This is a genomic window from Paracoccaceae bacterium Fryx2, assembly GCA_032334235.1.
GTDB lineage: Bacteria > Pseudomonadota > Alphaproteobacteria > Rhodobacterales > Rhodobacteraceae > JAVSGI01.
The window spans coordinates 868908-882355 of record JAVSGI010000005.1 but is presented as its reverse complement, the minus strand read 5'-3'; the positions used below and the strand labels follow the sequence as shown (position 1 = coordinate 882355).

The following is a 13448-nucleotide window of genomic DNA, read 5'->3' as shown; positions in this document are numbered from 1 at the left end:
GACCGGATCGTGACCTGTGGCAAGACGACGCTCCGGTCAGGGCCGACCTCTTCGGTCCTGACCGGCTTGAGCACCACGCCCGCACCCTTGCTGCGGCGCAAGCCGTCGTCCCGGACGGGCGGTCGTCCAGAGTGCTGCCGCTGACGCGGCGGGTGCGCGAAAATGCGCAGGTGCTGCTGGCTGCCTACCGGTCGCTGTCGCAGGCGGTGCAGGACGGGCAGACCGTGTCGCCTGCCGCGGAATGGCTCCTCGACAACGTGCATCTGGTGGAACAGCAGTTGCGCCAGATCGGTGAGGATCTGCCGCCGGGCTATTACCGGCAGTTGCCCAAACTGCGCGATGGGCCGTTGGCGGGGTATCCGCGCGTGCTGGGGCTGGCCTGGGCCTATGTTGCCCATACCGACAGCCTGCTGTCGGGGCCGATCCTCATCCGGTTCGTGCAGGCTTATCAGCAGGTTCAGCCGCTGATGATCGGCGAGTTGTGGGCGGTGGCCATCACCCTGCGCATCGTGCTGATAGAGAACATGCGCCGTCTGGTGGCGCAGATAACCGTTGGCCACCGGATGCGGCTGGAGGCCGATACCCTGGTCGATGCGGTGTTCGGCAAGCCGACCCGAGACGAATCGACGGCCCCGCCGGTGCCGGTGCATGTCGCCTTTGCGGACCACGCCGACCGGCCGCTGCCCGAGATCCTTGCGGCGCAGATCGCCAAACGGCTGCGCGGCCTCGACCCCACCGAAACGCCGCTGCGCGGCTGGCTGGAGGACCGCCTGCGCCAGCAGGGCACCACGATCGACGACGTGGTGCTGCGCGCCCACCAGCGGCAGGCCGCCTCCAACGTCACGATGCGCAACATCGTCACCAGCATGAGGCTCGCATCGGAACTCGACTGGGCCGACGTGTTCGAGGCGGTCAGCCTGATCGACGCGCGGCTGCGGCAAGCGTCAGATTTCGAGGCGCTGGATTTCGCGACGCGCAACCGCTACCGCACCGCGATCGAGGATCTTTCGCGCCACTCGGCCCTGACCGAGACCGGGGTGACCGAGGCGGCGCTGGCGATGACGGCCCGCGACGGCGACCCGGGCCACGCCCTGATCGGTCCGGGCCGCGCGGCGCTGGAGCGGCAACTGGGCTATGCCCCGCCGCTGCGGCTGCGGACGCGGCGGCTGGTTGGTCGGCTGGGGCTGGGCGGCTATCTCGGGGCGATTGCGGCGACCAGCGGCGCGCTTCTGTCGGCAGCCCTCTGGGGCAGCGGGGCGGGCCCGGCCGCGCTGCTGCCGCTTGCGCTGACCGGCGCTGCGGCCGCCGTGGAGGCCGGCACGGCGCTGATCAACCTGGCCGTCACCCGCACGGTGGCGCCGAAGCTGCTTCCCGCGCTCGACCTGATCGACGGCATCCCGCCGCATCTGCGAACGCTGGTCGCGGTGCCCGTCATCCTCAGCGATGCCGACGATCTGGCCCGCCAGATCGAGCGGCTGGAGGTTCATCACCTGTCCAGCACCGGCGGCGCGCTGCATTTCGCGCTGCTGTCCGACGGCCCCGATGCCGCCACCGAAACCACGCCCGGCGATGCCGACCTGATCGCCGCGGCACGGGCGGGCATTGCCCAGTTGAACGAAACCTATCCGTCCGACCGGGGCGACCGCTTTCTGCTGCTGCACCGCACCCGGCGCTGGAACCCGGCGCAGGGCTGCTGGATGGGGTGGGAGCGCAAGCGCGGCAAGCTGGACGAGCTGAACCGCCTGCTGCGCGGCGCGACCGACACCACCTTCCTGCCGCAGGAGGTGCCGCAGGACATCCGCTATGTCATCACGCTGGACGCCGACACCCGGCTTTTGCGCGACACGGTGCGGCGGATGATCGGCAAGATGGCGCATCCGCTGAACCGCGCGCGGGTCGATCCGGCCTCGGGGCGGGTCACCAGCGGTTACGGCATCCTGCAACCCCGCGTCACCCCGGCGCTGCCGGTGGGAAGCGAGGGATCGCTGTTCCAGCAGGTGTTCTCCAGCCCCGGCGGAATCGATTCTTATGCGGCGGCGATTTCCGATGTCTATCAGGACCTGTTCGCCGAGGGGTCGTTCACCGGCAAGGGCATCTATGATGTCGATGCCTTCGACGAGGCGCTGGCCGGGCGGGTGCCCGAGAACGCGTTGCTCAGCCACGACCTTTTCGAGGGCATCTTCGCCCGCGCCGCGCTGGCGTCCGACATCGAGGTGGTCGAGGATTTCCCCGCCCGCTTCGACGTTGCCGCCCGCCGCCAGCACCGCTGGGTGCGCGGCGACTGGCAGCTTCTGCCCTGGGTGTTCGGGCGCAGGGGCCGGGACATCCCGGCGGTGGGGCGCTGGAAGATGCTCGACAACCTGCGCCGGTCGCTGACGGCCCCGCTGAGCCTTGCCGCGCTCGCGGCGGGCTGGATGCTGCTGCCACAGCCGCAGGCCGCGGCCTGGACCGGGCTGCTGCTGGGCCTGCTGGCGCTGCCGCGGCTGATCGGGCTGCCCTTTGCGGTGCTGCCGGGACGGGCGGGGATCACCTCGCGCAGCCATGTCGCGGCGCTGGCGGCGGACACGAAGGCCGCGGTGTCGCAGATCGTGCTGGGCGTGGTGTTTCTGGCCGATACCGGCTGGCAGATGCTCGACGCCACCCTGCGCACCCTGTGGCGGCTGGCCGTCAGCCGGCGCCGCCTGCTCGACTGGGTGACGGCGGCGCAGGCCGAAGGCAGCGCGCTGCCGGGGCTGGCGGGCAGCTACCGGCGCATGGCGGGCGGGCTGGGGCTGGGGCTGGCGACCGGAGGGGCGGCCCTGCTGGTCAACCCCGCCGCCTGGCCTGCGGTTCTGCCGCTGGTCGCGCTGTGGTTTGCCGCGCCGGCGGTGGCATTGGGCATCAGCCGGCCGCGCGCCCTGCGCCATGCCGCCCCGCTGAGCCCCGCCGATGCTGCCCGGCTGCGGCTGATCGCCCGCCGCACCTGGCGTTATTTCGAGACCTTCGTCACCCCGACCGACAGCCATCTTCCGCCTGACAACTTTCAGGAAACCCCGCGCCCGGTCGTGGCCCAGCGCACCTCGCCCACCAACATGGGGCTTTACCTGCTGGCCACCACGGCTTCGCACGACCTCGGCTGGATCGGTCAGGACGCCGCCCTGACACGGCTGGAGCAGACGCTGCACGCCATGCTGGCGCTGCCGCGCTTTCGTGGACACTTCTTCAACTGGTATGACACGCGCGACGGCCGCGTGCTCGACCCGCCCTATGTCTCGACCGTGGACAGCGGCAACCTTGCCGGGCATCTGATCGCCGTGGCGCAGGCCTGCCAGGACTGGCAGACCGCCGCACCCGACGACCGCGACCTGCGGGCGGGCCTGCGCGACACGCTGCTGCTGGCCCGGCAGGCCCTGACCGAGGGTGCCGATACCCTGGCCGGGGCGGAACTGGCCGACCTGCTGGACGGGATGATGGCGGCGCTGGCGGACAGCGGCCGCCTGGACGCCGGGGCGATGCTGCCCGATGCCGACCGGGCGCTGGCGCTGGTGGCCGCACTTACCGGCCCCGATGCGAAGCAGGCCGCCCGGCCCGACCGCGCGCCGCCGGGCGACCCTGCCTTCTGGGTCGCGGCGATCCGGCAGCGGCTGGCCGAGGCCGCCACCGACGCCCGGCTCGACGGCCCCGACCTGCGCCGCCTGCAGATGGTGTCGCGGCTTGCCCGCGACATGGCGCTGGCGATGGAGTTCGGCTTCCTGCTCGACCCCGAGAAGAAGCTGCTGTCGATCGGTTTCACCGTGCCGACCAAGACGCTGGACCCGAACTGCTATGACCTGCTGGCGTCGGAGGCGCGGCTGGCCAGCCTGTTCGCCATCGCCAAGGGCGATGTGGAGACCCGGCACTGGTTCCGGCTGGGCCGGGCCGCGACGCCGCTGGGGGCGGCCTCGGCGCTGATCTCGTGGTCGGGCAGCATGTTCGAATACCTGATGCCCGCGCTGGTGATGCGTGCGCCCGCAGGCTCGGTGCTGGAACAGACCAACCGGCTGGTTGTGGCGCGGCAGCGGGACTATGGCGCGTCGCTGGACATTCCCTGGGGCATCTCGGAATCGTCGTTCAATGCCCGCGACCTGGAGATGACCTACCAGTATTCCGACTTCGGCGTGCCGGGTCTGGGGCTGAAGCGCGGGCTGAGCCTGAACCGGGTGATCGCGCCCTATGCCACCGGGCTCGCCGCGATGGTCGACCCGGCCGCCGCCGCCGCGAACTACGCCGCGCTGGCCACGCTGGGCGCCGAAGGGCGCTACGGCTTCTACGAGGCGCTGGATTTCACCCGGTCCCGCCTGCCCGAAGGGGCGGGGGTCGCCATCGTGCGCAGTTTCATGGCGCATCACCAGGGCATGACGATCACCGCCATCGCCAACACGCTGCAAGGCGGTCGGTTGCGCGAACGCTTTCACGCCGAGCCGATGATCAAGGGCGTCGACCTGCTGTTGCAGGAACGGGTGCCGCGCGACGCGGCCAGCGCGCAGCCCCGCGCGGCCGACGTGCCGGTCACCCCGGCGGCGGCGTCCGACACCCTGGCGCTGCGCCGCTTTGCCGCCCCGGGGCAGGATGCCCCCACCGCGCATCTGCTGTCGAACGGCCGCTTCAGCACGATGCTGACGCCCTCCGGCACCGGGTCAAGCCGCTGGCGCAACCTGGCGATCACCCGGTGGCGGTCCGATGCGGGGCAGGGGCTGGGGACGTTCCTGTTCATGCGCGATGCCGAAAGCGGCGCGCTGTGGTCGGCGGGGCTGGCCCCCACCGGCAGCGACCCCGCCCGCCGCACGGCCGTATTCTGCGAACACCATGCCGCCTTCACCCATGCGGGCCCGCACCTGACCACCACCACCGAGGTCGTGGTTTCGGCCGAGGATGACGCCGAGGCGCGGCGTGTCACCCTGACCAACACCGGGCGCTACGCGCGCGAGGTCGACGTGACCTCCTACGCCGAACTCGTGCTGGCCCCGACGGCGACCGACGTGGCGCATCCGGCCTTTTCCAAGATGTTCGTCGTGACCGACCACCTGCCCGAACTGGGCGTGATCATCGCCACGCGCCGCCGCCGCAGTCCGGATGAACCCGAGGTCTGGGCCGCCCATATCGCCGTGGTCGAGGGCGAGGAAACCGCGCCGATGCAGTTCGAGACCGATCGTGCCCGCTTCATCGGGCGCGGCCGGGCCATCAACACGGCGGTGATGGCGGCGGCGCCGCTGTCGGGCAGCACCGGCACCGTGCTCGACCCGGTGTTCTCGATCCGCCGCCGCCTGCGGGTGCCGGTGGGCGGGATGGCGCGGGTGACCTTCTGGACCATCGTGGCGGAAACCCCCGAGGCGCTGCTCGATCTGGTCGAACGCCACCGCGACGTGTCGGCCTATGCCCGCGCCGAAACCCTGGCCTGGACGCAGGCGCAGGTGGGCCTGCGCCACCTTGGCGTGACCCCGGCGGCCGCGGCGGATTTCCAGCGCCTGTCGGGCGTGCTGATCAGCGGCGACGCCCGGTTGCGCGCCGGGGTGCCGCGCATCCTGGCGGGGGCGGGGCCGCAGTCGCGGCTGTGGCAGCTGGGCATTTCGGGCGATCTGCCGATCGTGCTGCTTCAGATCGACGACGTGCAGGATATCGCCCGGGTATACGAGGCGCTGGCGGCGCATGAATACTGGCGGATGCGGCTGTTCGCGGTGGATCTGGTGATCCTGAACGACCGCGCGTCGTCCTATGTGCAAGACCTGCAGAACGCCATCGAGACGGCGGTGCGCAGTGCCCAGTCGCGGCCCCGCGCCGAAAACGGCCATCACCCCGACCGGGGCCGGATCTTCGCCCTGCGAACCGATCTGATCCCGGCCGACGCGCGCGCCCTGCTGGTCGCGGTGGCCGGGGCGGCGCTGGTGGCCAGCCGGGGCGGCATCGGAAACCAGATCGCGGCCCTGCCCGTGCCCGCCCCGCAGGCCGCACCCCTGCCGCTGGCCCGTCCGCTGGCCGAAGACAGCCCCGAGTCGCCCCCCGCGCTGGAATTCTTCAACGGCACCGGCGGATTCGACGACGATGGCCGCGAATATGTCACCATCCTGCGCGACGGCCAGACCACGCCCGCACCCTGGCTGAACGTGATCGCCAACGACGGCTTCGGCTTTCAGGTCTCGGCCGAGGGCAGCGGCCATGTCTGGGCCGAGAACAGCCGCGAGAACCAGATCACCCCGTGGTCCAACGATCCGGTCAGCGATCCGGCGGGCGAGGCGATCTTTCTGCGCGATCTCGACACCGGCCGGGTCTGGACCGTGACCGCCCTGCCGATCCGCGGCCTGGGCGCCTACACCGCGCGGCACGGCTTCGGCTACAGCCGCTTCAGCCACACCGCACAGGGCATCATGGCCGAGATGGTGCAGTTCGTGCCGCCGGACGATCCGGTCAAGATCAGCCACCTGACGTTGCGCAACACCACGCCGCGGCCGCGCAGGCTTTCGGTCACCGGTTATGCCGAATGGGTGCTGGGCGCGTCGCGCGATGCCACCCTTGCGCATGTCATCACCGAGACCTGCCCCGAGACCGGCGCCGTCCTGGCGCACAACCCCTATGCCACCGCCTTTCCGGGGCGGGTGGCCTTTGCCGATCTGGGGGCCGACGTCGCCAGCCGCAGCGGCGACCGGGCCGAGGTTCTGGGGCCGAACGGCAACCTTGCCGCGCCTGCGGGCATCGCGGGCCCGCTGTCGGGGCGCACCGGCCCGGCGCTGGACCCCTGCGCCGCGCTGCAGCGCATCGTGACCCTTGCCCCCGGCCAGACGGTCGAGGTCACCTTCCTGATCGGGCAGGCCGCCAGCGCCGGGGCGGCGCGCGCCCTGATCCTGCGCACCCGCGCCGCCGACCCCCGTGCCGTGCTGGCCGAGGTCAAGCGCGGCTGGGCCGACCTGCTGGGCAGCGTGCAGGTGCGCTCGCCCGACCGGGCGATGGACATCCTGCTGAACGGCTGGCTGCTGTATCAGACCGTCGCCTGCCGCATCCGGGCGCGGGCCGGGTTCTATCAGGCCAGCGGCGCTTACGGGTTCCGCGACCAGTTGCAGGACGGCATGGCGCTGACCGCGATCCGCCCGGCGCTGACCCGGTCGCATCTGCTGCGCGCGGCGTCGCGGCAGTTTCCCGAAGGCGACGTGCAGCACTGGTGGCTGCCGCATTCCGGGCAGGGCGTCCGCACCCGGATTTCCGACGACCGGGTGTGGCTGGGCTTCGGCGTGGCGCAGTACATCACTGTTTCCGGCGACGAGGGCATTCTCGACGAAATGCTGCCCTTCCTTGAAGGTCCGCACCTGCAACCCGGCGCGCATGACGACTTCTTCCAGCCCGGGATGTCGGACGAGATTGCCAGCCTGTTCGAACATTGCGCCCGCGGCATCGACCAGGCGATTGCCCTGACCGGCGCCAACGGGATGCCGCTGATCGGCACCGGCGACTGGAACGACGGGATGAACCGGGTGGGCGAGGGCGGGCAGGGCACCTCGGTCTGGCTGGGCTGGCTGCTGCTTGCCACCATCGCGCGGCTGGCGCCGCTGGCCGACAGCCGCGACCCCGAGCGCGCCGGGCGCTGGCGGGCCCATGCCGAAACCCTGCGCGCCGCCATCGAGGCCGAGGGCTGGGACGGCGCATGGTATCGGCGCGGCACCTATGACGACGGCGGGCTGCTGGGGTCGGCCGGTTCCGGCGAATGCCGGATCGATTCCATCGCGCAATCCTGGGCGGTGCTGTCGGGCGCGGCCGATCCGGCACGCGCGGCGATGGCGATGGAGTCCGTGATGACACATCTGGTGCGGCCGGACCCCGGCCTTGTGCTGCTGTTCACCCCGCCCTTCGACAGCACGCCGCGCGATCCCGGCTACATCAAGGGCTATCCGCCCGGCCTGCGCGAAAACGGCGGGCAATACAGCCATGCCGCGATGTGGGCGGTACTGGCGCAGGCAAGGCTCGGCAACGGCACGGCTGCGGGCAGCCTTTTCGCACTGCTGAACCCGATCAACCACGCCCTGACCCCGGCCGACGCGCAACGCTACAAGGTCGAGCCCTATGTGGTGGCGGCCGATGTCTATTCCACCGCCCCGCACGAAGGGCGCGGCGGCTGGACGTGGTATACCGGCTCGGCCGGCTGGATGTATCGCGCCGGGATCGAGGGCATCCTCGGCCTGACGCGGGTCGGCAACGCGCTGCACATCGACCCGTGCTTTCCCGCCGCCTGGCCCCGGATGGAGGCGACGCTGCGCCAGGACGGGGCTGCGGTCACGCTGCTGGTCGAGAATCCCGGCGGCACCGGCCACGGCATCGCGCAGGTGGAGATCGACGGCATGGCGGTGCCCCACGGCGGCGGCCCGCTGATCCTGCCCCTGTCAGATGCGCCCCGCCGGGTCCGCATCACCCTGTCGGGGCCGGTGGCGTGAGGCGGGGATGGTCAACCGCCCGGGGGATTCCGGCTCCGCAAGGTGGCCGTCCGTTCGCCCGGCGCTGCCGCGCCAGGGCCGCACCACGGTTCCGGGCCGATGGCATCAGGCAATGCGGGCAGGCCGCCGGTGCGGGCTGGCGGTTGCACAGGGTGGCGGGCCGGGGGTCGGCCCGCAGGGCGCCGGGTCCGCATCGCCCTCCGGGCCGCGGCCCGGAAAGAGGGCGCCAGGCCGCGCGCCCCCGGCCTCAGGCGGTGACCTGCTCGCGCAGGATCGCGGCGGTCATCGAGATCATCAGGTAGATCCCGGCAAAGATCAGCATCGCCACCATCGTGTTCTCGAAGGCGCGCGGATAGGTCGCCTCGTCCGGGGCCACCGGGCTGACCGACAGCGACAGATAGCGCACCTGGCGGTTTGCCTCGACCCGTGCGGTTTCCATGGATTGCAGCGATTGCGCCAGCAGAAGCTGCCGGGTCTGCACATCGGCCTGCGCCACCAGCAGCTCGCTTTGCACCTTGGCGAGCGACAGGCCGCCCGCCCCGTCTTCGGTCAGCTTGGCGCGCATGGCGGCGATTTCGGCCTGAACCGCCGCGATGCGCCGCTTCAGCGGCTCGACCCGCGCGGCGTTGGGGTTGGCGTTCGATTCCATCTGGGTCAGCGACAGCCGGTCGGTGGTCAGTTGCGTTTCAAGCCCGCCGATCTGGCTGGTGATCAGCGACACCTCGACCTCGGACGACAGGATCTTGAACTTTTCCTGCAGCTCGACAACCTGGCGCTGCGCGTCCAGCATGTTGGCCTCGGCCATGGTGTAGCTGTCGCGGGCGCCCTGCATCTGGTCTTCGCGCAGGCGCTGGGTCAGCTGATCGACCTGCTCCTCGGCGTAGCCGATCAGGTGCCGGGCGAACTGTTCCGAAATGGCGGGGTCGGCGGCGATCACCTCCATCTTTACCAGACCTTCGGTCGGGTCGTAGGAGATCAGCACATTGCGCTTGTAAAGCTTGTAGGCGGCCTCGGACGTGGCATCGGCGGCCAGACGCTGGATCGGGTCGATCTGCGGCTGGCTGAAATGGGCGCGGAACCCCATGTCGGCATCCAGCCGCAGCATCGCCTCGCGCGATTGCAGGTAGCCCTGCACGGCGATGCTGTCCTGGCTGGTCGCCATCGGCGAGCCCTGCAAGAGCCCGCCAAGCCCGCCGGACGCGGCCGACGGATTCTGTGCCTGCTGGATCACGAATTCCGACTTGGTGGCGAACAGCGGCGTTGCGACCATGAAATAGTAATAGCCGGTCAGCAGCGTCGGCAGCAGCACGAAGAACAGCAGCCGCGCCGACAGCAGCACCATCTTGCGGCGGCGGCGGCGCGCGATGTCCTGCTGCATCCGCATGATTTCGGCGGCGTGGCTGACCTCGGCGCGCACCTCGGTCGAGGGCACCTTGATCGGCTTGACGGTCTGGGGCAGCTGAACCCCGTCGCCCACCGGCGTCAGCGCGCGCGACTGCGACCCCACGGGGGTGCCTTCCGAGGTCACAAGTTCCAGCATGTTGGTGCGCTGGAACGGGTCTATCCCGGCCTGGCGCAGCAGGCGCACGGCGTCGAAATCTGATGTCGCGGGCAGGTTGTGCTTTTGCGCGACGCGCCGCGCCATGCGCAGCTGCCGCCCCGTCAGCCCCTCGCGGCGGATCGCGTCCATGTCGGTTTCCGAGGCGACCTCGGCGGGCGACGACACGTCCTGCGGGGCGGCCATGCGGGGTGCGGAAGCGGTGGCGAAGGGTGCCGCGCCGAAACCGTCCTCGTCTTCGGTCTCGAACAGGGCCGCGGGATCGGCGGGCGGGGGGGCCACCGGATCGGGACGCCGGATGCGGAACCGCTTAGCCTTGAGCTTCATAGTCATAAAGACGTTTCGCTTCTTCAAGGGTTTCGAACATGTAAAGCTGCCCGTTGCGCAGCACGGCCGCCGAGCGGCAGAATTTCTCGAGTGTCCTCGGCTGATGCGATACCACCACGACGGTCGACTTGCTCAGCCTTTCGCGCAGGATCGCGCCGGCCTTGCGGTTGAATTCCACATCGGTGGTCGCGGGCATCCCCTCGTCGATCAGGTAGATGTCGAATTCCAGTGCCAGCATCAGCGAGAACGAGAAGCGCGCCCGCATTCCCTGCGAATAGGTGCCCACCGGCATGTCGAAATACTCGCCGATGCCGGCCATCCAGCGGCAGAAGCTTTCGACATAGTCGGGGTCGAGCGAATAGAGCCGGGCGATGTATCGGGCATTCTCGGTCCCGCTGTGCTTGGAGGTGACGCCGCCCATGAACCCCAGCGGAAACGAGATCCGCGAGGTGCGGAGCACCTTGCCCTCGTCGGGCTGTTCCAGCCCGGCCATCATGTTGATGATCGTGGTCTTGCCCGTGCCGTTCGGGGCAAGGATGCCCAGCGAATGCCCCAGCTCGACCCGGAACGAGGCGCCGTCGAGAATGACCTTGCGGGTTTTCCCGGTCCAGAAGGACTTGCTGACATTTTCGAACGCGATCATGCTCGTGCCTTTGGCTTGCGCCTCATGTGCCGGGGCCTCGGGTTCCGGGTTCGTCCCGGATACGGGCTTTTCGTTAATTCCCGGTCACCGGAACCGTGCCCGGCCTTTCCGGCAGCATTATGTCGGAGTTGCCGGGCGAAAGACAATGCCCTTGCGGCGGACGGGCAGGGGCCCGGGGCCGGGTGCCGGGGTTGTGACCCGCCCACCGCCGGCAGGCTGGCCTCAGCCCCGCGCCCGAAGCCTGCCCAGCATCAGGGCAATCGGGCCCGCGGCAAGGCTCAGCGCGAGGCCCAGCCGGGCCGCCTCCTGCATGGCGCCGCCCGGAAGTTCGGTTTCCAGCGCCAGCATCGGCAGGGTGAAGCCCATGCCCGAGATCAACCCGACCAGCGCCAGGTCGCGCAACGTGACGCCGCGCGGCAGGCGCAGCCCGAACAGCCGCAGCGCCAGCACCCCGCCGGCCAGAAAGCCCAGCGGCTTGCCCAGCCACAATGCACCCAGCACGATGCCGGTGGTCGGGGCCATGGCGCCAAGGTCGATGCCGCCGCGCGTCAGCCCGAACAGGAACAGCACCACGATCAGCGGCCGCACCATCAGATGCGCAAAGCGGTTCAGCGGGTCGGTGAGGAACTCTTCGGCCTCGGCGAACAGCCCGAAGGCGCGGTCGGCATGGGGTATTGCGGGCAGGATCGGCAGCAGCCCCAGCGCCCCCGGCAACCCCGAGGCGGTGACGCCGACCCAGCTTGCCGCCCCGGCCAGCAGATAAGGCCACATGTGCAGCGCCCGCCTGCGCGCGCGTTCGGACCGGACCGCCAGTCGGCAGAATGCCGCCAGCGCCAGCGACGCGGCCAGCGGCAGGATCAGCCACAGCGGCCGCAGCGCCTCGGGCGGGAAGGACACGCCGCGCACCAGCAGCCCGGCGATATTGGCGGCGATGGCGGTCAGCAGCAGCATGTGGAGCGCCGGATGCCCCGGACCGAACAGCCGCCGCCCGATCACGTAGCCCAGCACCACGTCGCTGCCCAGCGGCACCGCCCAGCCGATGCCGGGCGTCGCCTCCTCGGCGGTCTCGAACAGGGCGGCCAGCACAAGCCAGACCAGCACCGCGCCGATCATCCCCCCGGCGGCGGCCATCATCGGCACCACGGCCCGCCGCCCACGCAGCGCGCCGCGGTTCAGCACCAGTGCTTCCCACAGCTCCTTGCCAAGATAGAACAGGAACAGCGCCATCAGCACTTCCGACACCAGCGCCCGCAGCGTCAGGCTGCCGCGCGGCCCCAGTTCCAGCGGCAGGTCTGCCAGCCGCCACTCGATCGCATCGTAGTAGGTGCCCGGCGACAGGTTGACCCACAGCGTGGCCAGCGCGACACCGGACAGGAGCGCCCAGGCAAAGTGACGGATGAAGGACGAAACGCGATACATGGGGGGCGACCGATACAGACGGATTGCGCTGGCGGGGAACACCGCCGACCTAGCCCTGCGGCTGCGTCGGGGCAATGCGGCCCGCGCACCGCGGCGGGGTTTGCGGCAATGTGTTGCCGCCCCGCATCCGTGCCGGTGCCTTGCCGCCGCGAAAGGCCGCGGCCGGCGGCCGCCCCGCCCCTTGCCGCCCCCCGCCGACCGGTCTACCCAAGGGCGACCCGAGCAGGAGACCCCGCGATGACCGCACTGGATCAGGCCCATGCCGCGATGCTGGCCGACCCCGAGGATGACGCAGCACGCCTGCGCTTCTACGCCCAGATCGCCGATGGCGAGATGGTGCTGCTGCTGGAAGCCGAGGCGGAAGGCGACGTGCTGACGCCGCGCGTGTTCGAACTCGAGGACGGGCCGGTGGTGCTGATCTTCGACCATCAGGACCGGCTGGCCGAATTCGCGGGGCAGGCGGTGGCCTATGCCGCGCTGCCGGGCCGGGTGATCGCCGCGCAACTGGCGGGGCAGGGGATCGGGCTGGGGGTGAACCTCGGGGTGGCGCCGTCGTCGATGCTGCTGCCGCCCGCCGCCGTCGATTGGCTGGCCGCGACGTTGCAGCACGCCCCCGACGAGGTCGAGGCGGTGCCGCAGGCGTTCCACGCCCCGCAGGTTCTGCCCGCAGCATTGCGGGTGGCGCTGGAAGGCCGGCTGGCCCGGGCCGGGGGGCTGGCCTCGCATGTGCTGCTGGCGGGGGTGACGTATCAGGGCGGGCGGCGCGGGCAGATGCTGGCCTTCGTCGGGGCGGTGCCGGAGGCCGAGGCCGCGCTGGCCCGCGCCGCCGCCGAGGCGCTGACCTTTTCGGGCGTCGAGGCGGGCGAGATGGACGTGACCTTCGTTGCGCCCGGCACGGCGACGGAACGGGAAATGGCGCGGGTCGGGCTGCGGTTCGACATCGCGACACCCGCACGTCCGGCGGCACCTGCGCCGGATGCGCCCGTAACCATCCCGCCCCGCCCGCCCCGCCTGCGCTAGGGCAGACTTCGGATCGGCGGGTGCGCGATGACCGCGATGAATGGGGTAA

The 13448-nt window shown here is 70.9% G+C and carries 5 protein-coding genes; 2 read left to right on the top strand and 3 right to left on the bottom strand.

Features of this window, described 5'->3' with window-relative positions; translation table 11 throughout:
• Nucleotides 1–131 precede the first annotated feature (131 nt).
• Complete coding sequence (locus tag RNZ50_13460) at nucleotides 132–8432, top strand: glucoamylase family protein (protein ID MDT8856000.1); 8301 nt, start codon at nucleotides 132–134, stop codon at nucleotides 8430–8432.
• Between the two features lie 247 nt (nucleotides 8433–8679).
• Here the strand turns inward: RNZ50_13460 and RNZ50_13455 are convergent, their stop codons facing one another.
• The 3 genes from RNZ50_13455 to RNZ50_13445 form a co-directional block, all read right to left on the bottom strand.
• A complete protein-coding gene (locus RNZ50_13455; GenBank protein MDT8855999.1) occupies nucleotides 8680–10323 on the bottom strand; it encodes a capsule biosynthesis protein in 1644 nt (547 codons plus the stop codon).
• Complete coding sequence (locus tag RNZ50_13450) at nucleotides 10301–10960, bottom strand: ATP-binding cassette domain-containing protein (GenBank protein ID MDT8855998.1); 660 nt, start codon at nucleotides 10958–10960, stop codon at nucleotides 10301–10303. The genes RNZ50_13455 and RNZ50_13450 overlap by 23 nt, the downstream gene beginning before the upstream one ends.
• A 222-nt stretch (nucleotides 10961–11182) precedes the next feature.
• Nucleotides 11183–12379 carry a Na+/H+ antiporter NhaA gene (locus RNZ50_13445; protein ID MDT8855997.1) on the bottom strand — a complete coding sequence of 399 codons (1197 nt, stop codon included), beginning with the start codon at nucleotides 12377–12379 and terminating at the stop codon, nucleotides 11183–11185.
• A 237-nt stretch (nucleotides 12380–12616) separates the two neighbouring features.
• Between RNZ50_13445 and RNZ50_13440 the strand changes: the two genes are divergently transcribed.
• The gene (locus RNZ50_13440) at nucleotides 12617–13399 is read left to right on the top strand and encodes an SseB family protein (GenBank protein MDT8855996.1); all 783 of its coding nucleotides are present in this window, start codon (nucleotides 12617–12619) and stop codon (nucleotides 13397–13399) included.
• Nucleotides 13400–13448: the final 49 nt, after the last annotated feature.